Raw genomic sequence first — 26349 nt, 5'->3', positions numbered from 1 at the left:
TTCTCGAGGCAACGGGGGGGGCGGGGGGCGGCGGCCCGCCGCGCCGCCGCCGTCCCTCGGGGGAGGCCCGCCCCGGCCCGGGGGGGGGGCTTTTTTTCTTCGGGCGGCCTTCACGAAAAATCATCGACAAAACGCCGCATGCCCGACCGTCTTGACAATGGTCAAGGAGGAAGAACCGTCCGCGCGAGAAGGTGATTTCACAAAGGAAATCAGCGGAGAAGCGCACAATGTCCGGCTGTGGCAAGGTCTATCTCATCGGCGCGGGTCCAGGCGACCCCGATCTCATGACCGCACGCGCGATCCGCTATCTTTCCAAGGCCGATGCGGTCGTCTACGACCGGCTGGTTTCGCCCGATATTCTGGCGCTAGCGCCGAATAGCGCACTGATGGTGTGCGTCGGCAAGGAGCCCCGCCGTCACCCTGTTCCGCAAGAGCGCATCAACGAAATTCTCGTCGAGCTTGCCGGCGAACACTCGACCGTCGTGCGCCTGAAAGGCGGCGATCCCTACATCTTCGGGCGCGGTGGCGAAGAGGCGATCCGACTTGTCGAGGCCGGTATCGACTTCGACGTCGTGCCCGGCATCACGGCGGCGCAGGGCCTTTCCGCCGCAACCCGCATTCCTCTCACCCACCGGGGCCTTGCGCACGGCGTGCGTTATGTCACCGGGCACTGCAAGGAAGGCGAGCCGCTGGACCTCGACTGGAAGAGCCTTGCCGACCCGGACACGACCCTTGTGCTGTACATGGGCCTTTCGAACCTGGGTGAAATAACCGCGCGTTTGATGGAACGCGGCTTGCCCGCTTCAACGCCGGTCCTCGCGGTCGAAAAAGCCACGCGTGTGGAAGAACGCCGGCTGATCGCCCGTCTCGACGACATCGAAGAGCGGGCCCGCGGTGCGGGCTTCAGGAGCCCGGTGACCTTCGTGATCGGCAGGGTGGTCGGGCTTGCTGCGAGCCTGGGGCTCGAAATCCGCGATATCCAATCGCCGCGCCTGGAGGCCGCAAATGCCTAGCCGCCTCGCCACATCCGCCGTGATCGCGACCCTGCTCGCCGCTGCCGCCCATGCCGGCGATATCGGTACCGACGATGTCGCCCGCCTGTCGGAGTTCGTTCGCCAGGACTGCGGCTCCTGCCACGGGTTGACGCTTAAGGGCGGGCTCGGCTCGCCCCTCTTGCCCGAAGATATCGCCCATTACGACAAGAAAACGCTGACGGAGGTGATCCTCTACGGCGTGCCGACGACCGCGATGCCGGGCTGGGAAGGCGTCATTGACAAGGACGAGGCCGAATGGATCGCCGAAGCACTCAAGGACGGGAGGATCGCAGAATGAACCGCCGTTCGTTCCTCACCTCCGCAATGATCGGAGCCAGCACGCTGCCGCTTGCCGCGACACCTGCCTTCACCACGGGCGCGCCGCAGCTTCGCGGAACCGGCGACCTCGGCATTGTCATCGAGCGCGCGACAGGCTCCGTGCTGATCGTCGACACGACGAAACACGAGCGCATCGCCCGCGTCGAAGGCTTCGGCGACATCAGCCACGCCTCGGCCGTGTTCTCGCGCGACGAGCGCTTCGCCTATGTCTTCGGCCGCGACGGCGGGCTGACGAAGCTCGACATCCTGACGGCTGAAGTCGTCGCGCGGAAGGTACAATCCGGCAACGCCATCGGCGGGGCGATCTCCGACGACGGCACGCTCGTCGCCGTGTCCAACTACGAGCCCGGCGGCGTGAAGGTCTTCGACGCCGAGACGCTGGAACTTGTCGCCGATATGGAGACCGGATCCAAGACCATCGGCCTTGTCGACGTGCCTGGCCGGCGCTTCGTCTTCTCGACCTGGGAGGCCGGTGAAACCTGGATCGCCGATTTCTCGAAAGGTCCGGCCCCTGTCGTCACGAAGATCGAGGAGATCGGCGCCAACCCCTATGACGCGCTGGTGACGGCGGACGGGCGGCACTATATCGCCGGCCTCTTCGGCGAGGACGGGCTTGCCCATGTCGACCTTTGGGAAAATCCGCTGAAAGCGCGAAAAATCCTCGCCGGATACGGGCGCGGCGAAGCGCCGCTTCCCGTCTACAAGATGCCGCATCTGGAAGGCTGGGCGAAAGCTTCCGAAACTTTCTATCTGCCGGCGATAGGCCGCCACGGAGTGCTGATCGTCGACGACCGCAGTTTCGAAGAAGTGGGCCGTATACCGCTGCTTGGTCAGCCGGTGTTTGCCATGAGCCGCCCGGACGGGCGACAGGTTTTCGTGAATTTCGCTCCGCCCGACAACCGCTTCGTGCAGGTAATCGACACGCCGAGCCGCAAGGTCGTCGCAACGCTCGAGCCCGGCCCCGGCGTACTTCACATGGAGTTTGCCCCGCGCGGCCACGAAGTGTGGATGAGCGTGCGCGACGAAAACGAGTTGCAGGTGTGGGACACCGCAAAGCTCGAAAAAATCTCGAGCCTTCCGGCGGAAAAACCGAGCGGCATCTTTTTCACCGTCCGCGCGCACAAGACGGGGCTTTAAGCCATGCTCGAACAGGCGAACGTACACAACCAGACGCGCGGCCCGAGACGGCGCATGCCGACAGGGCTCGATCAGGAAACGCAGCAGGAATCCAAAGCGATCGATCTGGCGCTTCTTGACCGCTGGCAGCATGACTTCCCACTGGTGCCGCATCCGTTTCAGGTGATCGCTAGCGAACTCGGTTTGCGCGAACGCGAGGTTCTTGAGCGCTTCCAAACCTTGCTGGCGAACAACGCGATTTCCCGCATCGGTGCAATCCTGGCGCCAAATACGGTGGGCGCTTCGACGCTTGCCGCCGTGTCGGTCGAAAAGGTGGACCTCGACGAGGCCGTGCGACTGATCAACATGGAGCACGGCGTCAACCACAACTACGAACGCGACCATGCGGTCAATCTCTGGTTCGTTGTGACAGCCACCGACGAGGCCGAGCTCGACGCAAGCCTTGCGCGGATTTCCTCTCGCCTCGGCAAGGACGTGTTCGATCTGAGGCTTGAGCGCCCCTTCCATCTCGACCTGGGGTTCTCCATCGCAGGCCGGCCGGAGGATAGCCTCGTCAAACGCCGGTTGCGGCCCGCCAATGCAAGCATGATCGAGCCTGATGACCGCGAAGTTCTAGCGGCACTTCAGGACGGATTGCCGCTCGTCTTCCGTCCGTTTCACGAGATCGGCCGGCATGCTGGACGTAGCGAGGCGGATGTACTTGCCCGCCTTGAGAGGCTTTCGCAGGCGGGCGTGATCCGCCGTTTCGGCGTCGTGGTCAAACACCGCACGCTTGGCTTCGGCGCAAACGCCATGGTCGTTTTCGATATCGCCGATGAAGACGTGGATGCGGTGGGCGAACGCCTTTCGCATGTTCCGGGCGTCACGCTCTGCTACCGGCGGCGGCGCGCTTCCGGCTGGCCGTTCAACCTCTATTGCATGGTGCATGCGCGTTCGCGCGCGCAGGCCGAGCCCGTGATCGAACGCCTGAAAAGGCTGACGGGCCTCACCCGCCGCGACATGACGGTGCTGTTTTCCACCCGCTGCTTTCGCCAGCGCGGGCCGCTGCTCGGCGCGAAGCAACGCGATTCCGGGAGTTGACCGATGCCGCTTGCAAACAGGACCGGAACGTCGTTCCAAGCAGATACTCACAGCGGCGGAGCCATTTCGCTTTCGCGCGAGGACTGGCGCGTGCTCGACCGCTTGCAGGACGGGATCCCGGTGGAGTGCCGGCCTTTCGCTACCGTTGCCGACGAATTGGGCCTTTCCGAAACAGGTCTGCTTACGCGACTCCGGCACTGGAGCGAATCCGGTCTGCTCACCCGGTTCGGCCCGCTTTTCGATGCCGAGCGGCTTGGCGGCGCCGTGTGCCTTTGTGCGATGAGTGTGCCTGAACCGCGCTTCGAGGACGTGGCAAAGCTCGTCAATTCGCACCGGGAAGTCGCGCATAATTATGCCCGTGAGCACGCACTCAACATGTGGTTCGTGGTTTCAAGCGACGATTCGTTACGCATCGAGGCCGCGACACAGGCGATCGAAGCGGAATGTGGCCTGGAAGTTCTGCGGTTCCCGAAGCTCAATGAATTCTATATCGGGCTTAAGGTCACACCGCCGGAGGAGACCGGGCTTGTCTCACGGCCCCTTCCAGCGCCGGCTCACCATGAGGATGTTTCCCTTTCGGCGGAAGAGCGTCGGCTGGTCGAAGCGATGCAGGCTGGATTGGCCCTCGTCTCCCGTCCCTTCGTCCGGATCGCCGAAGACCTCGGGAAAAGCGAGGACGCAGTCATCGAGCGCACTCGAGACATGCTTTCGCGCGGCGCCATTCGCCGGATCGCCGCCGTGCCGAACCATTATGCGCTCGGCTGGAGCGAAAACGCCATGACCGTCTGGGACATTGCGGACGATGTGCTGGAGGATGTCGGCGGGAGGATCGGCGCCCTCGCCTTCGTCTCCCACTGCTACGAGCGCCCGCGTCACCTACCCGGCTGGCCCTACAACCTCTTCGCCATGGTTCATGGCCGCTCAAAAGCGGAAGTCGAGGAGAAGATCGCGACTTTGAAGGAGACTTGCGGCCAGCACATTCGCGCCGCCGACCGGCTGGTCTCCACCAGAATTCTCAAGAAGACAGGGCTGCGGCTTCAGCCGTCCGACCCCATCGCGCCATCCCAAGGAGGCAAGGCATGTTCCGCCTGACCCACTACATGAAGGAACTGGTGAACCCGAGCCAGCTCGGCCCCCATCGCGCGCCTCCCGGACCCGTGGTGATCTGGAACCTGATCCGCCGCTGCAACCTCAAGTGCAAGCACTGTTATTCGATCTCCGGCAATGTGGACTTTCCCGGCGAACTGTCGACGCGCCAGGTCTTCGATGTGATGGACGACCTGAAGGCGGCGCGCGTTCCCGTGCTGATCCTTTCCGGCGGCGAGCCGCTGATGCGGCCCGACATCTTCACCGTTTCGGAGCGGGCGAAGGGACTTGGCTTCTACGTCGGCTTGTCGACGAACGGCACGCTTATAGATGAGCCGATGGCCGAACGAATAGCAGCGGTTGGCTACGATTATGTCGGCATCAGTCTCGACGGCATTGGTGCCGTGCATGACGCGTTTCGCGGACAGGTCGGCGCCTACGATCTCTCGCTAAAGGCGGTGCGTTACCTGAAGGCGCGCGGGGTGAAGGTGGGCCTTCGCTTCACCATGACGGCGGACAATGCCCAAAATCTGGACGACATCCTCGCCCTTGCGGATGAAGAAGGCGTCGACAAGGTCTATCTTTCCCACCTCGTCTATGCCGGGCGCGGCAACAAGAACCGCGGCTCGGACGCCGCGCACACGATCACCCGCCGTGCGATGGACCGGCTGTTCAAGGCGGCCTTGGAGGACGTAAAGGCAGGCCGCAACCGCGAGATCGTGACCGGCAACAACGATGCCGACGGCGTCTATCTGCTGAGATGGGCGCGCGCCATGGTGCCTGAAAACGCCGATCACCTGGAAAAGGTGCTGACGCGCTGGGGTGGTAACGCCTCCGGCATCAATATCGCCAATATCGACAATCTGGGCGAGGTGCATCCGGACAGCTTCTGGTGGCATTATTCGCTGGGCAATGTGAAAAAGCGGCCCTTCGGCGAGATCTGGGCGGACACTTCCGACCCTGTGATGGCGAAGCTGAAGATGCGCCCGCGGCCCCTTTCCGGACGCTGCGGCGAATGCGCGTTCCTGAAAATCTGCGGCGGCAACACGCGCGTGCGCGCATTGCAGCTTACCGGCGACCCATTCGCCGAGGATCCTGCCTGTTATTTGAGCGACAGCGAAATCGGGCTTGCGAAACCGGCAAGCTCCCGCGTTGAACTCAAACCATTCAAAGGAGCGCGCCATGAAGCGGTTCATCGCTATTCTTGAAGTCGCAGCCCTTTCTTTCGTTTGCAGCAGCGCTTTCGCAGGCGAGCTTTCTTCAGCAGAGACGCTTTACCGTGACAATTGCGCGGAGTGCCATGGGCCGGCACGCCTTGGCGCCATCGGCCCGTCGCTGATCCCCGAAAGCCTCGGCAGGCAAAAGAAAGAAGCGCTTCAGGCCGTGATCGCCAATGGGCGCGCGCAGACGCAGATGCCAGCTTTCGCGGACGCACTGGGCGAAGACGAGATCGCGGCCCTTGCCGATTTCATCATGAAGCCGCTCGGCGAAATGCCGGTCTGGGGCAAGGCTGAAATCGAAGCTTCGCGGATGCTCAATGCGGACTACAAGTCCGTGTCGGAACCGGTATTCGACGCCGACCGTTACAATCTCTTCGTTGTCGTGGAGACGGGCGACCACCACGCCACGATCCTGAACGGCGAGAGCTTCGAGCCGATCACCCGGTTCAAGACCCATTACGCGCTCCATGGCGGGCCCAAGTTCACGCCAGACGGGCGCTTTGTCTTCTTCATGTCGCGCGACGGCTGGGTGACGAAATACGATCTCTATGGGCTTCAAAAGGTCGGCGAGGTGCGCGCCGCGATCAACGCGCGCAATATCGCCATCTCGAAGGACGGCAAGCATCTGGCGGTCGCCAATTACCTGCCGCATTCGCTGGTGGTGCTTTCCACCGACGACCTTAGCGTGGAGAAAATCTTCGAGGCGGAAGACAGCAAGGGCAACAGCTCCCGCGTTTCCGCCGTCTACCAGGCACCGGAGCGTGACAGCTTCATCGTGGCGCTGAAGGACGTCGCCGAAATCTGGGAGATCGCGACCGATCCGAATGCGAAGCCCGTCTATACCGGCTTCGTACACTCCCACGAAAAGGGAATGGTGGAGGCGCTGGCCGTCGAAAAAGGCCTGTTCGCGCGCCGCCGGATCGAGGTTTCCGAGCCGCTCGACGATTTCTTTTTCGATCCCGGCTATCGAAACCTCATCGGCTCCGCGCGCGACGGAGGAACGGGCGTCGTCGTCAATCTCATTGTCGGACGCGAGATCGCGCGCCTTCCCTTGCCCGGTTTTCCGCATCTGGGATCCGGCATTACCTGGATGTGGCGGGGACGGCCCGTCATGGCGACACCGCACCTGAAAGAAGCGAAGATTTCAGTGATCGCAATGGACGACTGGTCCGTATTGAAGACAATAGAGACGGACGGGCCAGGTTTCTTCATGCGTTCGCACGAGAATTCGCGCTATGCCTGGACGGACGTATTCTTCGGCCCGAACAAGGACGTCATGCACATCATCGACAAGGAGACGCTGGAGATCGTCAAGACCGTTCGCCCGGAACCCGGCAAGACGGCCGCCCATGTGGAATTCGACCGGGAGGGCAAGCACGCGCTCGTCTCGCTATGGGAGGATGATGGTGCCGTGATCGTCTACGACGCTGAAACGCTGGAAGAAATCAAGCGGCTGCCGATGAGGAAACCTTCAGGGAAATACAATGTCTGGAACAAGATCACCTTCTCCGAAGGCACCAGCCATTAGAGCGGTCAAGCGCCCGGTTCTCCTGGCCGTGGCGCATGGCGCGGGAGCGCGGACTGGCGCGAACGACGCATTCCTCGCATTTTCCCGCGAGCTTGGCGAGCAGCTGCCGGACTACGAGATCAAGGCTGCGGTGCTGAACGGCGAACCGTCGCTGGAAACCGTCGTTGCATCGATTGGCGCGGACCGGAAGGTTACCGTCTATCCGCATTTCCTGTCGGACGGCTATTATGTTTCCAAAGCGCTGCCGCGACGGCTTGAGAAGCTGGGGCGGGAGGACGCCCGCATTCTCGCTCCTCTCGGCCTGATGGCGGGCCTGCCGGGCCTTGTCGCTCGCAACATGCGCCGCGAACTTTCATCCGCACAACTGCCGCCCGTCATCGTGATTGCGCATGGTTCGGCAATGGGAAAGCGGCCAAAGCTCGCAGCGGAAGGTTTCGCGGATTCTCTCGAGCGCGAGATCGGGCAAACGGGAATTCCCTGCCTTTTCCTGGAGGAAGCGCCGTTTTTCGAGGAAGCGCTCCCAATGATCGGCGCGGATTTTTCGCTCATACGCTATTTCGCGGCCAACGGCGGCCACTCGGAAGAAGACGTGGCAAACGCGCTGAAAGCGCGAGGCCACGCTGGCTATCTCTCGGAACCTGTCGGGCTGATGCCGGGCGTTTCCGAACTTGTCGCCGGCGAAATTGCCGTCGCCTGTGCGGCTCGGCATAGGCTTACGGCCTGAAGAGAGGAAATGCCTCCGCCTACGAAAACCTGTCTCGAAGCGCGGTGACGCCGTCGACGACGACGGCAAGATCCACACCGATTGCCGTAAAAGCCGTACCAAGCTCCATGGAGCGGCGGGCGAAATCCTCATTCAACGTGAGCACGCCGGAAGGAACGCCGATATCGGCAAGCCGCTTGTAGGCACCTTCGATCTGCCTGATCACGTCGGGATGGTTCGGCTCGCCCGGATAACCGAGGCTTGCGCTCAAATCCGCCGGGCCGATGAAAACGCCGTCGACACCGTCGACGGAGGCGATCTCCTCAAGCCGGTCGAGCGCGGTCTTGGTCTCCACCTGGACGAGAAGGCAAAGCTCTTCGGATGCCCGCTTGACGTAGTCCGTCGCCTTGCCGAAGCGGCTTGCCCGCGTGACACCCGCCACACCCCTGATGCCGGCGGGGGGATAGCGCATCGCGCTGACCGCCGCTTTCGCCTCCTCCGCAGATTGCACGTAAGGGATCAAAAGCGTCTGGGCGCCCATATCGAGGATGCGCTTGATCAGCACGGGATCGTTGATCGCCGGGCGCACGACCGCAGACACATCCGGATATCCGGCGATGGCCTGGAGGGCCGGCAGGATATCCACCACCTCGACCGGCGAATGCTCGGTATCGACCATCACCCAATCGTATCCGCAGGCGGCCAGGATCTCCGGCACCGTGTTGCCGCCGATCGAGTTCCAGAACCCAAGTTGATGCTTTCCCGATTTCAGCGCGGCCTTGAAGTGGTTCTTCGGCAGATCCATTGAATTTCCCCTGCGATATGGAGGCGCATTTGTATGACAATATCAGCTCGTTCGCCAGCCGGTACTCCGTAAAAAATTTGCGCTCGCCTCGAGGCAATTTAACCGGCTAGCTCCGTCTCGATCATACCTCGGGAACCTCCGTTTTGCCGTTTTGCGCCGCATCCCTCAGCGCGATTAGCGCGGCGAGCGATTTCATGCCTTCACGCCCCGAGCAGACGGGCGCTTCCTCACCTCTGATCACGGCGGCGAAGTTTTCAAGCTGCGCAACCAGCGGATCATCCCCGCCACGCAGCAGCGTCTTACGGCTGATCGGCTGCCACCAGTCCCGCTTTCCACCGTCACTCCACTCCTCGCCCCTCGGAAGCGCCAGCGAACCGTGCGTGCCGCCAATGAAGAGCGCATTCTGGTCCGTCGGCGGATAGGCCGGGTTGTCATGGCCCGTAAGCTCGAACGACCATGGCGACACGACCGCATCCGATATCTGCAAGGTGCAGATCAACCCGCTTTCGAAAGTGATGAGCGCCGCGCAGGCATCCTCGATCTCGTGGTTGCGGATACGGTTCGTCTGCACGGCCCTGACACTTTCAACCTCGCCAAGCAGATAGCGCAGAAGGTCGAGATCGTGAATGGCGTTCATCAAAATGGGGCCAGCCCCCTTCGAGCGCCGCCAAGGCGTTTTGAAATAATCGTCCGGCTTGGAAATCCAGAACATCGCGTGGGCAGCGACGAGCGTGCCGAGCGCGCCGGTATCGATGCGCTCCTTGGCGGCCCGCACGACCGGAAGGTGACGCCGATGCTGGCCCGTAAGCACCGGAACGTTCGCCGCCTCGCCCGCCTCGATGATCCGGATCGCGTCGGCAAGTTCCGTGGTGATCGGCTTTTCCACCAGCACCGGCACACGCGCGGCAATGCAGGCTGTCGCGCCTTCCATATGCAGCACGTTCGGTGTAGCGATCACGACACCGTCAGGCTTGGCATCAAGTCCGTCAGCGAGATTCGGGTAGCGGGGCACGCCGAACTCCGCTGCGATTGCAGCGGAGGCAGGATCCGGGTCGATAACCGAATGGATCGGAATGGCCGCGGTGCGCAAGCTGGCCAGGTGTCGCTTGCCGATCAGGCCTGCACCGGCGACGGCGATCCCGTTCATTTGACGAGCCCTCCCATCCTGCGCGTGGCGAGCGAATAGCCCTCGACCCCGCAGCCGGCGATCACGCCGTCGGCGCGAAGGCTGACGTAGGAATGGTGCCGGAACGCCTCGCGCTTGTGAGTATTGGAGATATGAACTTCGATCACCGGGCCCTCGAAGGCACTAAGTGCATCGTATATCGCGACCGAAGTGTGCGAATAGGCGCCGGGATTTATAATAATTCCGGCCGCGTCTTCCCTTGCCTCGTGGATCCAATCGACAAGTTCGCCTTCGTGGTTCGATTGCCTGAAATCACAATCGAGGCTGAATTCCTCGCCCACTTTCCGACAATTCGCCGCAACGTCGGCAAGCGTCTCATATCCATAGATTTCCGGCTGGCGCTTGCCGAGCAGGTTCAGATTGGGTCCGTTCAGAACGAAAATCTTCTTCAGCATGGTCTCGGATTCCTCATTTGGAAATTCATCAGGTGGTCAATGCTTGCCCGGCATCGGCAAGACGCCGGGCAAGATCCGTACCCGTCTCGTCGATATGCTGGCGCAACAACTCGACCGCCAGTCCCTTCTTGCGCCCGACCGCCGCTTCCGCGATGGGGCCGTGATCGTCCCTGTCGCGCCACCGCTCGCCTGGATCGGGGATCAGGAGGTTCATGTAGCGGCTGTTGAGATCGTAAAAGGTGTCGCAAAGCCGCATCAGCGCAGGGCGCCCGCATCCGGACACCAGGGCGGTGTGAAACGCGGCATGTGCCGCTTCGCGCTTTTCCAACGCCCGCGTGGTCCCGGGTTCGCGGCCCATACGCTGAAGCGTATGCAAGGTGGAAAGGACCCGGCTTTCCCAGTCGAGATCGCCCCGCTCGATCGAAAGGCCCAATGCAAGGCCCTCCATATCGGCACGCATTTCGACAACTTCGGCCAGATTTTCCCGCGATATGCGCGCAACCCTGAAGCCGCGCTGATCCTCGACCTCCACAAGCCCTTCCGCTATGAGCCGCGAAATTGCCTCGCGCAGCGGCGAAAGCGAGACGCCCAGCCGCTCCCTCAGATTATCGAGATTGAGTTTCATTCCAGGCCGCAAGCTGCCGCGCACGATCTCCGCCCGCAGTTCGGCGGCGACGCGGGACGCGCGGGTGGGTTTGCCGGGTTCGCTTGCCGGGTTAGGCGGCACCATGACTTCCGCTCAAAATATCCGTTGGAGATGATCAAAATCGATTTTTGCAAGCATTTTGGTTTTTGGCAATGTCGAAAAAGTTGTATGCTGACGCATCGTATGGCCGGAGCCTCTCGCCCATGGACATGACGCAACAGGACTCTCTCAAAGGCAGCAGCCTTTATGACACGATGCGCCGGGACATCGTTTTCGGCAGGCTGCCTGCCGGCAGCAAACTGGCGCTCAACGGCCTGAGGGAGAGCTACGGCGTATCAATTTCCACGATCCGCGAATGCCTGAACCGGCTTGTGGCGGAAGGCTTCGTGAAAAGCGAAGGCCATCGCGGTTTTCACGTTTCACCGGTTACGCCTGAAGGGCTTCAGGAAGTGGCCGAGCTGCGCATCCTGTTGGAAGCCCATGCCCTGAAGCGCTCGATGGAAGCCGGCGACACTCAGTGGGAAGCACGCATTGTCGCCGCGCATCACAAACTGCACCGGATGGAGCAGAAAATGGCTGCGGGCGACCATGCGGTTCGCGAAACCTGGAAACAATACGACTGGGAATTCCATCAATCGCTCATAAGCGCGTGCGGATCCGCCGAACTCCTGTTCCTGCACGGAACCGTCTTCGACAAATACCTGCGTTATCAGATGCGGGTCCTGACGTTTCGCGGCGAGACCGCGGCGATGGAACACAGGCAGCTTCTCAAGGCCGCACTTGATCGCGATGCCGACACGGCAGAGCGAATTCTGCGCCAGCACATTGCAGGCGGCGTCACACATGCGTTGGAAAATTGGCAGGATTGACAATATCATAGCCTCGGTAAAATAATCGATTATTTTTGTAATCATAGTATGTATTGCGAAAAGACCTTTTAACATGCACTATCCTAGCGCACGTTACGTGAGCCGTGCCGCCGACAAGGAAGGCAGGCAGGGCCTTGTGAGGGAGGAAACACCATGCCAATGAAGATCGCCCGTCGAACCCTGCTCGCCGCGGCGGCCGCCGTCGTCGCCCTGTCCGCCGGGATGCCCGCCGAAGCGCAGGACAAGATCACGCTCCGCATGTCGACGCCGGCTTCCGAAACGGATCAGCGCTCGATCGCGCTCGCCGAGGTCTTCGGCCCTGCCGTCGCGGATTTCGCGGTTTACGAGCCACATTACAATGCATCCCTCGTGGCCCAGGGCAGCGAGCTTGAATCCATCGCCTCCGGCGACCTTGAAATGTCGATCGCCTCCGCTCAGGAGCTTGCGACGTTCTTCCCCGAATTCTCGATTTTCGCGACCGGCTACGTCCATCAGGATGCCGCCCACCAGGTCAGGGTCTTCAACGATCCGCTGATGGATCCGTTCAAGAAGAAGGTCGAGGACGAGCTTGGCGTGAAGCTGCTTTCGGTCATGTACCTTGGCCGGCGTCACGTCAATCTGCGCCAGACCAAGGACGAGCTTACGGTCATGAAGCCGGAGGATCTTGCGGGTGTGAACCTCAGGATGCCGGGCACCGACGCGTGGCAGTTCCTGGGCAAGGCACTTGGCGCCAATCCGACTCCGATGGCGTTCACCGAAGTCTATACGGCTCTGCAGACGGCTTCGGTCGACGGGCAGGACAACCCCCTGCCAACCGTGGTCGACGCGAAGTTCTACGAGGTGACGAACCAGATCATCCTGACCTCGCATCTGGTCGACCTGAACTACATCGCGTTTTCCAAGGAGGTTTGGGACAGCCTGACCCCCGAACAGCAGAAAACCGTGCAGGACGCGGCGGATGCGGCAGCCGAAGCCGGCAGGCAGGCCCAGCTCAAGAAGGAAGATGAACTCGTCGCCTTCCTGAAGGAACAGGGGCTGGAAATCTACGAGCCCGACCTCGAAGCCTTCCGCACCCACGTGCAGAACGAATACGTCGGATCCAAGTTTGCCGAAGCCTGGCCCGAAGGCGTGCTCGAAAAGATCAACGCACTCGGCAACTGACGGCAAATTTATCTGCGGGGGGACAGGATGAGAGCTTTCGCCAAATGGTTCTCCCGCGGGACGGAGAGCGTGGCGGCCGCGATGATGGCCGCCATGTTCGCGACATTCATTCTCCAGATCACGATCAGATACACCGCGCGGGCCGAGTGGATTGCCGAGACGATCCCGATCCTCGATCCGTCCCGCTACGGCTGGACGCTTGAGTTCTGCCTCGCCCTGTGGGTTTGGCTCATCTTTTGGGGCAACTCGTTCATCGTGCGCGAGCAGGATCACGTCACCTTCGACGTTCTTTACAATTACGTGCGCCCTACCACTCGCAAATGGTTCGCAATCATCGGCGGCGTGGCGATCTCGATCGGGTTTCTCGCGTCGCTCGAGCCGACCTGGGACAAGTTCCACATCCTGCGATTGAAGAAAACCGCGACACTTTCAGGCCTTTTCGGCGACTGGATCAGGATGCGCCACATCTACGCAATCTACGCGGCGTTCCTGATCATTGTCGCCCTTCGCTACGCATGGCGCGTCTGGGTCGTATTCCATCACAAGGAAGAAAAGCCGATCCACCATGGCGAAGGGCGGATTGACGAATGAGCCTGGAATTCTTCCTTTGCCTCGCGACGCTGTTCTTCTTGGCCGGGATCGGAATGCCGATCGCCTATTCTATCCTGCTCTCCGCTCTTGTCTATCTCGCGGCAGCAGGCCAGAGCATCGGCGTCGCCGGCAAGGTGCTGATGGATGGGCTTTACAACAGCTTCATTCTGCTTGCTGTTCCGCTTTTCATCGTTGCCGCCAACATCATGAACGCCGGTACGATAAGCGACAGGCTGTTGCAGTTCTGCGTGGCACTCGTCGGCAGGTTCAGGGGCGGCCTCGGGCATGTGAACGTCGTCGCTTCGCTGATCTTTTCCGGCATGTCGGGCTCGGCCGTCGCAGATGCGGCGGGCATCGGCAAGATCATCATCGAAATGATGACGAAAAGCGGCCATTACACCCGCGGTTACGCTGCAGCAATTACGGCCGCATCCGCCACCATCGGCCCGATCATCCCGCCGTCGATCCCGATGGTTCTTTATGCTTTGGTTTCAAACAGTTCCATCGGCTACCTGTTCCTCGCCGGCATTTTGCCGGGCCTTTTGATGGGTGTCGTGCTGATGGCCATGAACACCTGGATTTCGCACAGGCGCGGCTTCGCACTGGAAGAGCCCGTCCCGCTTCGGGAATTGCCGGGCCACACGGTCAATGCCTTCCCTGCCCTGCTGATGCCGGCGATCCTGCTTTACGGGATCTACGGCGGTGTCACGACACCGACCGAGGCCGCGGCTGTCGCGGCGGCCTATGCGCTTATCCTGGCATCGCTTTTCTACCGGGCACTTTCGCTGAAAAACTTCTACAGGATCCTGGTGGAAAGCGCCCGCTCGTCCGCAGCTGTCGGCATCGTGATCGGCGGCGCGCTGATCCTGAACTATGTGGTCGCGTCGGAAAACATACCGAATGTGCTAGCGAAAACCCTCGTCGGCCTCGACGTTCACCCGCTGATTTTCCTGCTTGCGGTAAACCTGCTTCTACTGTTGCTCGGCTGCGTGCTTGACGCAACGACGATCATCCTCGTGATCATTCCGCTGTTCCTGCCGACCTGCAACGAACTCGGCATCGACCTCGTCCATTTCGGCGTGGTCGCGGTGGTCAATTGCATGATCGGGCTGATCACGCCGCCATATGGCATCTTACTCTTCGTCATCAATGCTGTAACGCGCATTCCGCTGTCGGAAATCATCCGCGAGGTCTGGCCGTTCCTGGGCGTTCTCATTCTGGCGCTTCTGGCGCTGATCCTTCTGCCCGATATCGTGCTCTTTCTGCCGCGATTGTTCGGCTATCCCGGATGAACAGAACCCGCTCGTCTATCCCCATAGTCCCGAGGGGATGTTAGGTTATGGAACGTCCGCAATTCCGCAATTCGCACCGGTAACCGCATGAAAACGTCGATCGCCACCGTCTCGATATCCGGAAACCTGAGCGAAAAGCTTGAAGCCATTTCGGCTGCGGGCTTTGACGGTATCGAGATATTCGAGCAGGACTTCATCGCCCATGACGGTCCGCCGCGCGATGTCGGCCGGCAGATCCGCGACATGGGGCTCGAAATCACCCTGTTTCAGCCGTTTCGCGACTTCGAGGGCCTGCCCGAACCGCTGCGCGCGAAAGCCTTCGAGCGGGCCGAGCGCAAGTTCGACCTGATGCAGGAGTTGGGGACCGATCTCGTTCTGGTATGTTCCAGCGTTCATCCGCAGGCGATCGGCGGGATAGACCGGGCCGCCGACGATTTCGCGGAACTTGGCGAACGGGCGGCTAAACGCGGTTTGCGGGTGGGTTACGAGGCGCTTGCATGGGGGCGCCATGTCAACGACCACCGCGACGCATGGGAGATCGTCCGCCGCGCCGATCACCCGAACATCGGGCTGATCCTCGATAGTTTCCATACGCTCGCGCGCAAGATCGACCCCGACACGATCCGAAGGATTCCGGGAGATCGCATCTTCTTCGTGCAGCTTGCCGACGCACCGGCCATCGAGATGGACCTGCTCTACTGGTCGCGCCATTTCCGCAGTATGCCGGGCGAAGGCGATCTGCCGGTGACCGACTTCATGCGCGCGGTCATGGCGGCGGGCTACAAGGGGCCGGTGAGCCTGGAAATCTTCAACGATCAGTTCCGGGGCGGCAGGCCGGCAACCATCGCGAAGGATGGCTACCGTTCGCTGATCTGCCTGATGGACGACGTTCGCCGCGCCGAACCCGACATTTCGATGGACCTCGATCCGATCCCGGCGCGAAGCCGGATCGCCGGCACCGCCTTCGTGGAATTCGCCTCAAGGGGCAAGGAAGCCGAAAGCCTTGAGGGGCTTCTCGGCACGCTCGGTTTTCAGGTGGCGGGCAAGCATATCGCCAAGGATCTGACGCTTTGGCGTCAAGGCGATATCCGGATCGTCGTCAACCGCGAAACCACCGGCCACGCGGCGAGCGCCTATACCGCGCGAGGCACGACGGTGTGCGATATCGGACTTGCCGTCGCTTGCGCCGATGAGACGGTCGGGCGCGCCGTGGCGCTTGGAACCGAGCCGTTTTCGCAGGCCACGGGACCCGGAGAACTGGACATTCCGGCCATTCGCGGCCTTGGCGGCAGCGTTTTGCACTTCATCGACGAGGCGAGCGGTCTCTCGAAAGTCTGGGATGTGGAGTTCAGGAACTCGCAGAGCCCCGCTGCGTCAGATGCGGGACTGAAGAGCATCGACCACATCGCCCAGACGATGACCTACGACGAGATGCTGAGCTGGTCGCTCTTTTATACGTCCTTGTTTCAAATGACGAAATCGCCGATGGTCGACGTCATCGATCCGGACGGGCTGGTGCGCAGCCAGGCGATCGAAACAGGCGACGGTGCATTCCGCATAACGCTGAACGGAGCGGAAACGCACCGGACATTGGCCGGAGGGTTCCTTGCCGAAACATTCGGCGCATCGGTCCAGCATATCGCGCTTGCCAGCGAAGATATATTCAAGTCCGCCGAGCAGTTGTTCCAGCTCGGATTCAAGCCACTCCCGATACCATCCAACTATTACGACGATCTATCGGCACGTTTCGACATAAAACAGGAAGAGCTTGAGCGGTTGAAAGCCGCAAATATCCTTTACGACCGGGATGACGGCGGCGAATTCTTCCAGCTTTACTCGGCACCTTTCGCGGGCGGCATGTTCTTCGAAATCCTGGAAAGACGCGGGGGCTACGCAGGCTTCGGCGCGGCCAACGCACCGTTCCGGATCGCGGCGCAAAAGCGCCTGCTGCGGCCCAAGGGCATGCCCAGAGTCTAGGGTCTAGACCCTAGCTGTGAAGAAAATTCCAGACGCGGCGAAAAAGGTGAAACGGGCGGAAAATCAGGCCGAAAAGAAAACCTTTTCGTTCCGCCCGCCCCGAAATCCGTGATCCGCTGCCGACGACCCGATCAGCCTGTCTTGCCGAGCCAGCGAACCTCGCCCGTCTCGAAAAGGGCGCGGGCCGAGACGCCCTCGAATTTCGAAAGCGACGCTTTCAGACCATCATAACCCGAGACCAGGGCCGCCGTGGATAACCCGTCCGCCAAAGTGGCGGTCGGCGCGACGACGCTGACGCCGGCAAGGTCGGTCGCGACGGGAAGTCCCGTGCGCGGATCGAGGATATGACCGAAGGACTTATCCCCGCCGATGAGCATTCCGGTCCGGGCGGAACTGGCGACCGCACGATCCCGCAAGGTCACCCCCTCGCCTTCGCCCGAATGGCCGGGATCGAGAATGACCGCCCAGCCGTCGGAGCCGGCACGGTCGCGGCCAAGCGCACTGATCTCGCCGATATCGACGAGAACGTCTGAAATCCCGTGCGATTTCAGCAAGGCCGCGATCCGGTCTGTGATGTAGCCCTGGGCGATGCCGTTGAGGGTGAGCGCCATGCCGCTTCGGGAGAAACAGATAAGATCTGCGTCGAAGTCGACCGCATACCACCCCGTATGGCCAAGCGTTTCTGCGATTTTCCTTGGTGCGGGCCCTTCGATCGCCGCCGGATTTTCGACGAAATGCCGGGCGTAGAGCGACCAGAGCGGCTGGATCGTGGGATCGAAAGCCCCGCCGGTTGCCGAATGAACCAGACCGACGGTCCCAAGCAGCGAGACGAGATCGAGCGGAGGTGCTGCAAGACTGCCTTCGCGATTGAGGCGGACGAGCGCACTGTCTTCGCGATAAAGGCTGAAGATCGCCTCCAGCCGGCTGATTTCAGCCTCCGCCGCCCTAAGGATGCGCGACGCCGCGCGCTTGTCAGGATGGATGAGACGTATCTCGGCTTCGGCACCCAGGGCAATGCCGCGCCAGCGGTGAACCGGCACGTCGGTGCCTGCGAAGGCGGCCCGATGCGTCAGGCCGAGGCCGGCGGCGGCACCGGCCACCATGAGGAAGCGACGGCGGCTCAACTTCGGATCAAGCGAAAATTTCCGGGTCATCGCTTCGCCTCGCTGACGTCAAATGCGCTTTCTTCAGGCATGTCAGGCATGTCTGGCATGGCCGTTTCGTCCATGGGCGCCAGTACATAGTCGGTCGGGATATCGTCGAGCTTCACGACGGCGCCGCCGAATTCGGTTGCGAATTCAAGGGCATCCGCTTCCATACGGAAGGGTATGGTTTCCTTTGCGCCCATGCCGCCGCGCTTGGTCGAGCCGATGACGAAGAAGGCGTCGCGCGCCTCCACCCAATTGTCGATGCCGGGGTTCGACCAGCTTTCGGCAGTTCCCATGTCGTTGACGTAGATCGCCGTCCAGTCCTTCGGCTCTTCCGGCATGCGGGTAAAGGCAACGGCATCGCGAACCTGGGTAAACCAGACGGGGTTAGGATTGCCGGCAAGGTGGATCTGCGCCTTGGGGCCGTCATGGTCCAGCACCGTCATCTGGCAGTAGTGGCCGGCGGCCTCCACCGTGAGCGTGACCGGATCGGGACGTTCCGCAACCTCGACCTCGTTGCAGGCGGCAAGGAGAAAAAACAGGAAGCCGAATACGAGAGCACACATGATCTGGTGAATACGGATCATGGTTCAATCCTTTTCAGAAGGGCGGCGGCTGCGGCGAAGGCGGCAAGCGTCACGCCGGCAATCGCCGCAAGGGCGGCGGACGGCGGATAGGGAAGCGCGTCCGAAACGCCGGCCATGCCACCGACGAGATCAGACGCGCCGAGGGCCGCAAGATTGAAGAGGCGGAAGGCATCCGCCGGGTTGGCGAGGAGCGCCAGGGGAAAGACGGAGCGCGAGAACGTACCGCCGTTGTCGGCAACGAGCGCGCCGAGAAGCGCAAGATCGTAAAGCACCACAGCGAAGAGCCAGATGCCGATGGCAAGGGCCGCGGCGGTGCCGGGAGCGCGCGTCGCGCTGCTGGCGATATAGCCGATGGCAAGAAAGGCCAAGCCCAGCATGGCGGAGGTTGCGATAAGCCGGGCGAAGTCGACAAGCCCTGCGAGCGACCCGCCACCGAAGGCGACGAGCACGCCGGCCGTCAGCCCGTAGCCCAGCAGAAGCGCGATGAGGATGACCGCGAAATGACCTATCGCCTTGCCAAGCAGGAATTCAACGCGCGAAATCGGCGAAGAAAAGATCAGCAGCGCCGTGCCCCGGTCGATCTCGCCCGAGATAGCATCGAAAGCGAGCAGAAGCGAAAGCAACGGCACGAGATAGACTGAAAGGCTTGCAAGCGAGGCGACGGTGATCGTCATGCGGTCGACGCCCAGCGTACCGGCAGGCGCGGAACCAAGCAGGGCCAGCGCCAGCGAAAAGGCCGCCAGAATGAGCGTTGCGAGAAGCAGCCAGCGGTTGCGAAGGCCGATGCGCATTTCAAGGGATGCGACGGCAAGGATACGAGTGAACATGATCAGCTTCCCTTTTTCGCATCGACGCCCGTGAAATGGCGGTAGACATCGTCAAGGCTCGGCAGCGTGACCTCCACATCCTCAACCAGTGAGCCGAGGGCCGAAATGGCGGCGAGATGGGCAAGCTTTTCATCCGCATCGCAGAAGATCTCGACGGAGCGGCAATTGACGCGCATGCCGCCGAGGCGTGCCGCGATCTCGTCGGCAGCGACATCGGCCCCCTGCACGCGCAGGCGGATGGGCAGGCGCGCTGCACGGCGCAGCGAAGCAAGGGTATCGTCAGCCACGAGCTTGCCATGCGCCATGATGAGGACGCGGTCCGTCTTCGCCTCCACCTCCGAAAGCGCATGGGAGGAGAGAAGAACGGCGGCGCCGCGCGCGGCCACCTCTTCCACCAGCATGTAGAAGTCCTGCCGGGAAACGGGATCGAGGCCGCTTGTCGGCTCGTCGAGAAGAACGAGCGACGGCTCGCCGATCAACGCCTGGGCAAGGCCGAGACGCTGGCGCATGCCCTTGGAGTAGGTGCCGACGCGACGGCGGCCCGCCTCGCTCAGGCCGACCTTTTCAAGCAAGCCCGGCACGGTCTTCGGGTCCTCGCCCTTGAGCCTTGAGAAGAAGGTCAGGATCTCGACGCCCGTCAAAGCCTTCTGGAAGGCAACGGCTTCGGGAAGATAGGCGACCGAGCGGCGCGCGGCATTGCTGCCCGGCGCATTGCCGAGAACGGAAATCGAGCCTTCCTCGGGCGTCAGGAAACCGAGGATCGACTTGATGAGCGTCGTCTTGCCGGCACCGTTGTGGCCGATGAGGGCAGCGCGCTCTCCCGGTTCGATGTGGAAGGAAACGCCGTCGACGGCGGTCTGCCTGCCGAAGCGTTTTGTGAGGTTCTTTATGGAAAGGACGCTTTCGGTCATCCTTTTTCTCCAAGAAACTGCGAGGCTGCATCCGGCAGCTTGAGTGCCGGAGCGTGCATCAGGGGTGCCGTGTCGACGACACCGCCCGGCAGGAGCGCGGGAAAGCGCGACTGGGTGAAACTCAAAAGCTGGACGGCGGGGCTGCCCGTCAGGAGCTTGGCGGCAGGCTGGGTCCACAGGATCTGGTCCATCATGTCGTTCGGGCGGTAGGCGGTTTCGGCAATGCCGTCGCCGTTGGTGTCGAAGGCGGAATGATCGGACCAGTAGTTGCCGCGCCCTTTTGTCGACCAGTCGAGGTTGCGCGTGCCGACGTATTTCACCTGTGTCTTGTTGGCGATGAAGGCGTTGCCGGCGAAATCGTTACGCTCCGACCCGGCGGTGAAGTGCACGCCGATCTCGCAACCCTCGAACCGGTTGCCGGTGATGGAATTCTTGCTGGCATTGTAGATGAAGAGGCACTTTTCGCCGCCGCCGCGCACGAAATTGCCCGTGACTTCCGCCTGATTGGCGAAATTCAGCATCAGCCCATGGTCGGCATCGTCGATGGAGACGTTGTCCCTGACCTTGAGGCGCTTGGAAAACATCAGCGCGTAGCCGATGTCGTTGCCGACGGAGACATTGCCTTCGATCACGCCGCTGTTGCCGTACATGTAATGAACGGCGAAGCGCAGCTTTTCGAAGGTGTTGCCCCGGAAAACGTCCTTGTGGCTGGTGTTCACGAAGATACCGTCACGGCCATAGCGGATAGTATTGCCTTCCGCCAAAAGCCCCGGCGAGTTCCACACGTAAATGCCGTTGCCACGCTCGTTCATGCGAAGATCGCGCCGGCCCTCGATCAGGTTGTTCAGGACTTTCGCGTCCTTCGCGCCGTGAACGTCGACGCCGACCAGATTGTCGAGAATGCGGTTTTGCGAAACGACGGCGTTCTTCGCCGGCTTCAGGAGCTTGACGCCCGCATCGAGCGTTTCCGCCGACAGGCCGGAGCCCGTGATTGTCAGCCCCTTCACCGTAACGTCGGGAGCTTCGATGGTGACGACGCTGCCGGTGCCCGATCCGCTTAAAGTTGCAGCACCGCCACCATCGAGCACGAGGGACTTGCCAATGACGACCGGCCCATCGTGCTGCCCCGGCCTAAGCCGGAGATAATCTCCGGCTTGAGCCGTCTCTATCGCCCGAAGAAGCGCCCCCGGCTCCGCCGCGACCTCGATCTCCGCCGCCCGCGGGGCAGACGGCAGCGCCAACGCGGCAAGAACGAAGAGATGCGAAATGAGCCGGAAGCGTTTCATGATCAGGCAGCCCTTGGTTCGACGAACATGCGTCCGCGCATTTCCATGTGGAGCGCGTGGCAGAACCACTGGCAATAGAACCAGTGCACGCCCGGACGTTCGGCGATGAAGGTGACGGAGGCTGTCGCCTGAGGTGCGACTTCCATGGCGATGCCATAGTTCGACAGGCAGAAGCCGTGGGTCAGGTCGTCGATATCATCGATGTTGGTGATATAGACGGTGACCTCGTCGCCCTGTTTCACCGTGAAGTCCTCAAGGCTGAAGGTGGGCGCCGTCGAATACATGTAGACGCGCACCTTGTTGCCGTCGCGGATCACGTCGGCGGCATCCTCCAGTTCGATACCGTCGGCCGCCGCCTGCCGGACCGCATCGGCGAACATCGGGTCGTCGCGCTGCCAGACGGTGACCGGGTTCACCTTCGAGCGATGAACGATGATGCTGTCGTGCGGCTCCGCGAACGTCGGCCCGTCGTGGACGACCTTCATCTCGTCGCCGGTGATATCGATGAGCTGCTCGTTCTCCGGCTTCAGCGGACCGACGTTCAGGAAACGGTCCTTGGAGAACTTGTTCATCGAGATCAGCCACTTGCCGTCGGCTTCCGCCGTCTCGCCCATGGAGGTGGAGTTGTGGCCCGGCTGGTAGTGGACATCGACCTTGGTGATGATCGGGTCGACATCCTCACCCGCGTAGGCGCGGATCGCCTTTTCGATGTTCCACTTCACGACCTGGCTGTCCAGGAACAGCGTGGTGAAGGCATTGCCCTGCCCGTCGAAGGCCGTGTGAAGGGGGCCGAGGCCCAGTTGCGGCTCGGCGACGACCGCCGAACGCGGATCGGCATCTTCCTCGAACAGCGCGTCGAGCTTTTCGACATCGATCACCGAGCAGGTCGGCGACAGCTTGCCGTTGATGACGACGTGCTTCTTGTCGGGCGCGGTGTTGACGCCGTGCGGGCTGTTCGGGATCGGGATGTAGCGGGTGTACTTCTTGTTGGAGCCCTTGCGCCCGTCGAGAACCTTGACGCCGTTAAGCTCCTGGAAGTCGCCTTCCGCAACGCCCTTTTCGATCTCCGCGAGGTTGAAGACCACGACATGGTCGAGCTCGCTCGCCGTCATTTCGGCGAGGTTCATGCCCATCTCCGAATTGTAGCTGGTCGAGAAGGCGTATTTGCCCTGGTAGTCGCAGTCCGTGTTGTCGAGGTTGCCGCTGACCATCACCTGCCAGGCGACCTCCATCGCATCGCCGTCGATGGCGGTGAAGATGTTCACGTATTGCGAGGGATCGTTGAGTATCTTGCCGTCGTTGACGAGCGGGGCCTCATGCTCGCCGTTGGCGAAGATGTAGCCCGTGCGCGGGTACTTCTGCGGGCGCATGCCGTGAATGTCATGCGCGTTCGGAACCTCGATGATCTTGTCGCACTTCATGACGTCGCAGCGAACGCGGGCCACGCGGGTGTTCGCCTTGTCGTTCATGAAGAGGTAGCGCCCGTCATAGGTGCCGTCCGTGAACGACATGTGCGGGTGGTGAAGGTCGCCGTTGTCGTAGGTCTCCTTGCCTTGCGCGGCGAGATAGGCCTTCGTCTCCGGCAGGAGGCCTTCGGTCAGGATCTTCTTCGATTCATTCGTCTGGCCCCAGCCCGTCGCCGAGCAACGGTTGAAGACGGGAACGCGCATCAGCTCGCGCATGGAGGGAACGCCGAGAATGCGCAGTTCGCCCGTCTGGCCGGACGACCAGAAGCCGTAATATTCGTCGAGTTCGCCGGGTGCGAGCTCGAACTTCGCCTCGGCCTGGGCAAGGGCGTTTTGCGGCACGAGTGTCGACACCGCGCCGGCGCCCGCCGCCGCGCCCATGCCGGCGACCAGCGCCGTCTTGGCGGTGCCGCCAAGCAGATCGCGGCGCGACATGCCGTTCAGTTCATTCTTCTCCGTCATGACACTTTCCTTTCCTGTGACTTCGGAGGTTATTCGGCCGGTTCCGGCGCCTTCTTCGGCGCAGGCGCATCCGGTTTCGCGATGCCGATCTGCTTTTCGAAGCGCTTGCGCTTGGCGAGCTTCTTGATGCAGACGGGGCATTTTTGATCGTGCTGGTAAAGCACCTGGCAGTGCAGGCAGTTCAGGCACTCATTGGGATTGATGTTGCCTTCCGGGTGGATGGCCTGGACCATGCACTCCTTGGCGCAACGCTGGCACGGGTCGCCGCATTCCTTGTAGCGCTTCAGCCAGTCGAACATCCTGAGCCTTGCGGGGATGGCGAGTGCGGCCCCCAGCGGGCAAAGGTAGCGGCAGTAAAACCGCTCGATGAAAAGCCCGGCCAGAAGCAGCACCACCACGAAGGCGACGAACGGCCAGGCGCGCTGGAACTTCAGGATGATCGCCGTCTTGAAGGGCTCGACCTCGGCATAATGTTCGGCGACATCGAGCGAATAGAGCGACAGGCCGAAAAGGGCGAGGAAGATCATGTATTTGATCGGCCAAAGACGCTCGTGCAGGCCCCAGGGAACCTCGAACTGCGGCACGCGGCAGACCTTGGCTATGCGGTTCGTCAGTTCCTGCAGCGCGCCGAAGGGGCAAAGCCAGCCGCAGTAAGCCCCACGGCCCCAGAAGATGAGGGACGCGGCAACGGCGAACCACAAGAGGAAGACGAGCGGGTCCATCAGGAAGGCGTTCCAGGAGAAATCCGTCGTCACCGCCGAGAAGAAGGCGAGCACGTTGACCACCGAAAGCTGGGCGTTTTCCATCCACCCGAGCCACACCAGCGTGAAGGTGAGAAACGCGATGCGGAACCAGAAGGTGAAACGCTCGTTCTTCGTCACCTGCTTCTGGAAGAAGAAGACGAGGGTAAGCACGCCGAGCGCGCCGGCGAGGACGGCGATGTCAACCTGGCGGTCGCGCCAGATGCGCTGCCAGAGCGCGCGCGCGCCCTCGTCGTCCGACAGGGAGGCCGGAGCTGCGGGAGCAGCCGCGGCATCGCCGGCATCGGCGACCCTTGCAGGCGTTTCCGGCTTCAGGAAACGCTCCGGCAGGCGGTAGCCGAGATCGAAAGTCAGGAACGTCTTGTCGACGGGGCCGACCGCGCGGTTCGCCAGAAGCTGAAGGCGGAACTCATCGGCCGGATCGAAGCCGGAATCCGCCGGAATGACGAAGAGATCCATCTCCGTGAAGGCGGGGGCGCCGCTTGCCTCGACCTTGAGCACCCGCGTGTGCTGGCGGTCGCGGAAGCGCACGGAGATATCGTCCTGGATGAGCTGGATACGGTCGAAGATGCCGCCGCGCACATAGCCCGAACCCTTGAAGGAATAACGCCCCCTGCCCGCCACGAAGATGGCGTGATCGCCCTCCTTCAGGCGGTTCATGAGGTTGGCGTATTCCGCTTCGCCCAGAAGCGACTTTCCGATCGAGGGAACGTCGGCAAGCGCGAGATAAAGATCGATGTAGGTGTCCGTCTCCGGACCTTTCTCGGGCCGCTTGATCGCACGCGGATCGCCCTGATCGGCGAAGGCGGCGTTGATCTGGCCGACGTCGAGCGAAAGCCGACGCACCGAACCGTCGCCCGTCATGGTCTGCCAGTCGAGCTTCTCTTCCACAGACGTATCGACGACCATTTTCGGGCCGGTGGCGCCGGCTTCCGGCTCAAGACCGCCGAGACCGAGAGCGCGCGCGACCTTGAGGGCGGAGCGGACGATGGAATCGTCGATCACGATGATGGTGACGGTCGCGCCCGAGATGATATCGAGGTCATGCGCCTCGCCGCCAGCCGCCGCTTCCTTCTTAAGGTCGAGACCGGCGTAGCCTTCCGTCACCGCCCTGATCTTCGCCTCGGGAATGCCGATAAGAACGATCGGTTCGGAATGCTTGACGAGGCGCACGCCGGTCAGGACCGCATCCTTGTCGATGCCCACAAGCGTGTGGATCGGCTTGCCCGAATAACCCGTCGTCGAGACGAAATCGGACGTCAGGAAGACATAGCCGAGCGTCTCGCCACCCTTCAGCGCGGGCACGACCGGGATATCGCCAGCGATCTCGCCGTAAGCATCCGCGCCCGGCACAAGCTCGCCGACCGGGGCCTTGTCGAGAAACTTGCTCACCAGCCCATCCGCCCGCGCGGGGCCAAACGAGGCCAGCGCAAGCAAGAGAACGGCGAAAGCAAGCACGATTCGAAACGGAATGCGGAGCACCTGGCCAGTCCTTGTCGGAACTTAAAATTCAAGCTTGGTGCATCAATTCCCCTTTTTGCGGATCATCTCCTTGACAATTGTCAAATGAAAAACATTCGAAATTATGCATGTATTTGAAGCGTTTGGCGGGACCCGCCACCGGCATGCAATCAGATGAAAACGAAACGCTTGCGCTTCGTTTTGCGCAATTCCTCCGCGCAGATCCGGTTTCGCTCGGCATGGCCGAGGCTTTGATCCTCCACCGCCGCGCGGCAACGGGCTATGCGCGGGTCGCTCATGCGCTCGGAAATTTCTTCGGGAGAAAGGTCGGACAGAAGCGGACAAAGAAGCGGGTCGAACTCGCCGTTCTCAAGCATCGCCTTGCACATGA

25 protein-coding genes are annotated in these 26349 nt (G+C 61.8%); 13 read left to right on the top strand and 12 right to left on the bottom strand.

What is annotated here, in order from left to right; all coding sequences use genetic code 11:
• Positions 1–227 precede the first annotated feature (227 nt).
• Genes cobA through GR183_RS03400 form a run of 8 tightly spaced genes read left to right on the top strand, consistent with a single transcriptional unit; the run spans position 228 to position 8148 of the window.
• Positions 228–1013, top strand: a complete 786-nt coding sequence (cobA, locus tag GR183_RS03435) for a uroporphyrinogen-III C-methyltransferase (RefSeq protein ID WP_160774159.1) — start codon at positions 228–230, stop codon at positions 1011–1013.
• Entirely contained in the window at positions 1006–1332 is a 327-nt protein-coding gene (locus tag GR183_RS03430) for a c-type cytochrome (RefSeq protein WP_160774158.1), read from the top strand. The genes cobA and GR183_RS03430 overlap by 8 nt, the downstream gene beginning before the upstream one ends.
• A complete protein-coding gene (locus GR183_RS03425) occupies positions 1329–2510 on the top strand; it encodes a cytochrome D1 domain-containing protein (RefSeq protein ID WP_312846767.1) in 1182 nt (393 codons plus the stop codon). The genes GR183_RS03430 and GR183_RS03425 overlap by 4 nt, the downstream gene beginning before the upstream one ends.
• 3 nt (positions 2511–2513) lie before the next feature.
• Positions 2514–3590 carry a siroheme decarboxylase subunit beta gene (gene ahbB / locus GR183_RS03420; protein ID WP_208999735.1) on the top strand — a complete coding sequence of 359 codons (1077 nt, stop codon included), beginning with the start codon at positions 2514–2516 and terminating at the stop codon, positions 3588–3590.
• 3 nt (positions 3591–3593) lie between these two features.
• A complete protein-coding gene (gene ahbB / locus GR183_RS21890; protein WP_160774157.1) occupies positions 3594–4682 on the top strand; it encodes a siroheme decarboxylase subunit beta in 1089 nt (362 codons plus the stop codon).
• Complete coding sequence (gene nirJ / locus GR183_RS03410) at positions 4670–5884, top strand: heme d1 biosynthesis radical SAM protein NirJ (RefSeq protein ID WP_160774156.1); 1215 nt, start codon at positions 4670–4672, stop codon at positions 5882–5884. Before ahbB (GR183_RS21890) ends, nirJ begins: the two co-directional genes overlap by 13 nt.
• A complete protein-coding gene (locus tag GR183_RS03405; protein WP_160774155.1) occupies positions 5859–7424 on the top strand; it encodes a nitrite reductase in 1566 nt (521 codons plus the stop codon). The genes nirJ and GR183_RS03405 overlap by 26 nt, the downstream gene beginning before the upstream one ends.
• Positions 7381–8148 (top strand): sirohydrochlorin chelatase, encoded by a 768-nt coding sequence (locus GR183_RS03400; protein ID WP_160774154.1) that lies wholly within the window; start codon positions 7381–7383, stop codon positions 8146–8148. The genes GR183_RS03405 and GR183_RS03400 overlap by 44 nt, the downstream gene beginning before the upstream one ends.
• 19 nt (positions 8149–8167) lie before the next feature.
• Here the strand turns inward: GR183_RS03400 and GR183_RS03395 are convergent, their stop codons facing one another.
• From GR183_RS03395 to GR183_RS03380, 4 genes are all read right to left on the bottom strand, one after another.
• A complete protein-coding gene (locus GR183_RS03395) occupies positions 8168–8932 on the bottom strand; it encodes an HpcH/HpaI aldolase family protein (RefSeq protein ID WP_160774153.1) in 765 nt (254 codons plus the stop codon).
• 121 nt (positions 8933–9053) lie between these two features.
• Positions 9054–10079, bottom strand: coding sequence for a Gfo/Idh/MocA family protein (locus GR183_RS03390; protein WP_160774152.1), 1026 nt, complete (start codon positions 10077–10079; stop codon positions 9054–9056).
• The gene (gene aroQ, locus GR183_RS03385) at positions 10076–10510 is read right to left on the bottom strand and encodes a type II 3-dehydroquinate dehydratase (protein WP_160774212.1); all 435 of its coding nucleotides are present in this window, start codon (positions 10508–10510) and stop codon (positions 10076–10078) included. The genes GR183_RS03390 and aroQ overlap by 4 nt, the downstream gene beginning before the upstream one ends.
• 31 nt (positions 10511–10541) lie before the next feature.
• Positions 10542–11240: a GntR family transcriptional regulator gene (locus GR183_RS03380; RefSeq protein ID WP_160774151.1), complete on the bottom strand. Its 699-nt coding sequence runs from the start codon at positions 11238–11240 to the stop codon at positions 10542–10544.
• A 122-nt stretch (positions 11241–11362) separates the two neighbouring features.
• Here GR183_RS03380 and GR183_RS03375 point away from each other — a divergent pair, with 122 nt between their 5' ends.
• The 5 genes from GR183_RS03375 (at position 11363) to GR183_RS03355 (ending at position 17049) form a co-directional block, all read left to right on the top strand.
• Positions 11363–12028 carry a GntR family transcriptional regulator gene (locus tag GR183_RS03375; protein ID WP_208999734.1) on the top strand — a complete coding sequence of 222 codons (666 nt, stop codon included), beginning with the start codon at positions 11363–11365 and terminating at the stop codon, positions 12026–12028.
• A gap of 153 nt (positions 12029–12181) precedes the next feature.
• A complete protein-coding gene (gene dctP / locus GR183_RS03370) occupies positions 12182–13189 on the top strand; it encodes a TRAP transporter substrate-binding protein DctP (protein ID WP_160774150.1) in 1008 nt (335 codons plus the stop codon).
• Positions 13190–13216: 27 nt separating this feature from the next.
• Complete coding sequence (locus tag GR183_RS03365; RefSeq protein WP_160774149.1) at positions 13217–13780, top strand: TRAP transporter small permease; 564 nt, start codon at positions 13217–13219, stop codon at positions 13778–13780.
• Positions 13777–15072, top strand: a complete 1296-nt coding sequence (locus GR183_RS03360) for a TRAP transporter large permease (protein ID WP_160774148.1) — start codon at positions 13777–13779, stop codon at positions 15070–15072. Before GR183_RS03365 ends, GR183_RS03360 begins: the two co-directional genes overlap by 4 nt.
• 87 nt (positions 15073–15159) lie before the next feature.
• Positions 15160–17049: a bifunctional sugar phosphate isomerase/epimerase/4-hydroxyphenylpyruvate dioxygenase family protein gene (locus tag GR183_RS03355; protein WP_160774147.1), complete on the top strand. Its 1890-nt coding sequence runs from the start codon at positions 15160–15162 to the stop codon at positions 17047–17049.
• 131 nt (positions 17050–17180) lie between these two features.
• Here GR183_RS03355 and GR183_RS03350 read toward each other — a convergent pair whose 3' ends face one another.
• The 8 genes from GR183_RS03350 to GR183_RS03315 form a co-directional block, all read right to left on the bottom strand.
• Positions 17181–18203, bottom strand: a complete 1023-nt coding sequence (locus tag GR183_RS03350) for an FAD:protein FMN transferase (RefSeq protein ID WP_208999733.1) — start codon at positions 18201–18203, stop codon at positions 17181–17183.
• Positions 18200–18784: a nitrous oxide reductase accessory protein NosL gene (locus tag GR183_RS03345; RefSeq protein ID WP_160774146.1), complete on the bottom strand. Its 585-nt coding sequence runs from the start codon at positions 18782–18784 to the stop codon at positions 18200–18202. The genes GR183_RS03350 and GR183_RS03345 overlap by 4 nt, the downstream gene beginning before the upstream one ends.
• A complete protein-coding gene (locus GR183_RS03340; protein ID WP_160774145.1) occupies positions 18781–19611 on the bottom strand; it encodes an ABC transporter permease in 831 nt (276 codons plus the stop codon). Before GR183_RS03340 ends, GR183_RS03345 begins: the two co-directional genes overlap by 4 nt.
• Before the next feature lie 2 nt (positions 19612–19613).
• On the bottom strand, positions 19614–20522 hold the full coding sequence (locus tag GR183_RS03335; protein WP_160774144.1) for an ABC transporter ATP-binding protein: 909 nt from the start codon (positions 20520–20522) through the stop codon (positions 19614–19616).
• Complete coding sequence (locus GR183_RS03330) at positions 20519–21808, bottom strand: nitrous oxide reductase family maturation protein NosD (protein ID WP_160774143.1); 1290 nt, start codon at positions 21806–21808, stop codon at positions 20519–20521. Before GR183_RS03330 ends, GR183_RS03335 begins: the two co-directional genes overlap by 4 nt.
• A gap of 2 nt (positions 21809–21810) precedes the next feature.
• Positions 21811–23736, bottom strand: coding sequence for a TAT-dependent nitrous-oxide reductase (nosZ, locus tag GR183_RS03325; protein ID WP_160774142.1), 1926 nt, complete (start codon positions 23734–23736; stop codon positions 21811–21813).
• Between the two features lie 29 nt (positions 23737–23765).
• Complete coding sequence (locus tag GR183_RS03320) at positions 23766–25889, bottom strand: 4Fe-4S binding protein (protein WP_312846766.1); 2124 nt, start codon at positions 25887–25889, stop codon at positions 23766–23768.
• Positions 25890–26128: 239 nt separating this feature from the next.
• Positions 26129–26347 (bottom strand): hypothetical protein, encoded by a 219-nt coding sequence (locus GR183_RS03315; protein WP_160774140.1) that lies wholly within the window; start codon positions 26345–26347, stop codon positions 26129–26131.
• Positions 26348–26349 lie beyond the last annotated feature (2 nt).

Source organism: Stappia sediminis (assembly GCF_009826895.1).
In the GTDB taxonomy this organism is placed as follows: Bacteria; Pseudomonadota; Alphaproteobacteria; order Rhizobiales; family Stappiaceae; genus Hongsoonwoonella; species Hongsoonwoonella sediminis.
The sequence above is the reverse complement of the archived record's forward strand: the minus strand, read 5'-3'. Positions and strand labels throughout refer to the sequence as shown.

Excerpts from the sequence above, each read along its gene's own strand:
- cobA (WP_160774159.1), top strand. The coding sequence starts at position 228 with ATGTCCGGCTGTGGCAAGGTCTATCTCATCGGCGCGGGTCCAGGCGAC.
- GR183_RS03430 (WP_160774158.1), top strand. The coding sequence starts at position 1,006 with ATGCCTAGCCGCCTCGCCACATCCGCCGTGATCGCGACCCTGCTCGCC.
- GR183_RS03425 (WP_312846767.1), top strand. The coding sequence starts at position 1,329 with ATGAACCGCCGTTCGTTCCTCACCTCCGCAATGATCGGAGCCAGCACG.
- ahbB (WP_208999735.1), top strand. The coding sequence starts at position 2,514 with ATGCTCGAACAGGCGAACGTACACAACCAGACGCGCGGCCCGAGACGG.
- ahbB (WP_160774157.1), top strand. The coding sequence starts at position 3,594 with ATGCCGCTTGCAAACAGGACCGGAACGTCGTTCCAAGCAGATACTCAC.
- nirJ (WP_160774156.1), top strand. The coding sequence starts at position 4,670 with ATGTTCCGCCTGACCCACTACATGAAGGAACTGGTGAACCCGAGCCAG.
- GR183_RS03405 (WP_160774155.1), top strand. The coding sequence starts at position 5,859 with ATGAAGCGGTTCATCGCTATTCTTGAAGTCGCAGCCCTTTCTTTCGTT.
- GR183_RS03400 (WP_160774154.1), top strand. The coding sequence starts at position 7,381 with ATGTCTGGAACAAGATCACCTTCTCCGAAGGCACCAGCCATTAGAGCG.
- GR183_RS03395 (WP_160774153.1), bottom strand. The coding sequence starts at position 8,932 with ATGGATCTGCCGAAGAACCACTTCAAGGCCGCGCTGAAATCGGGAAAG.
- GR183_RS03390 (WP_160774152.1), bottom strand. The coding sequence starts at position 10,079 with ATGAACGGGATCGCCGTCGCCGGTGCAGGCCTGATCGGCAAGCGACAC.
- GR183_RS03375 (WP_208999734.1), top strand. The coding sequence starts at position 11,363 with ATGGACATGACGCAACAGGACTCTCTCAAAGGCAGCAGCCTTTATGAC.
- dctP (WP_160774150.1), top strand. The coding sequence starts at position 12,182 with ATGCCAATGAAGATCGCCCGTCGAACCCTGCTCGCCGCGGCGGCCGCC.
- GR183_RS03365 (WP_160774149.1), top strand. The coding sequence starts at position 13,217 with ATGAGAGCTTTCGCCAAATGGTTCTCCCGCGGGACGGAGAGCGTGGCG.
- GR183_RS03360 (WP_160774148.1), top strand. The coding sequence starts at position 13,777 with ATGAGCCTGGAATTCTTCCTTTGCCTCGCGACGCTGTTCTTCTTGGCC.
- GR183_RS03355 (WP_160774147.1), top strand. The coding sequence starts at position 15,160 with ATGAAAACGTCGATCGCCACCGTCTCGATATCCGGAAACCTGAGCGAA.
- GR183_RS03350 (WP_208999733.1), bottom strand. The coding sequence starts at position 18,203 with ATGACCCGGAAATTTTCGCTTGATCCGAAGTTGAGCCGCCGTCGCTTC.
- GR183_RS03345 (WP_160774146.1), bottom strand. The coding sequence starts at position 18,784 with ATGATCCGTATTCACCAGATCATGTGTGCTCTCGTATTCGGCTTCCTG.
- GR183_RS03340 (WP_160774145.1), bottom strand. The coding sequence starts at position 19,611 with ATGTTCACTCGTATCCTTGCCGTCGCATCCCTTGAAATGCGCATCGGC.
- GR183_RS03335 (WP_160774144.1), bottom strand. The coding sequence starts at position 20,522 with ATGACCGAAAGCGTCCTTTCCATAAAGAACCTCACAAAACGCTTCGGC.
- GR183_RS03330 (WP_160774143.1), bottom strand. The coding sequence starts at position 21,808 with ATGAAACGCTTCCGGCTCATTTCGCATCTCTTCGTTCTTGCCGCGTTG.
- nosZ (WP_160774142.1), bottom strand. The coding sequence starts at position 23,736 with ATGACGGAGAAGAATGAACTGAACGGCATGTCGCGCCGCGATCTGCTT.
- GR183_RS03315 (WP_160774140.1), bottom strand. The coding sequence starts at position 26,347 with ATGTGCAAGGCGATGCTTGAGAACGGCGAGTTCGACCCGCTTCTTTGT.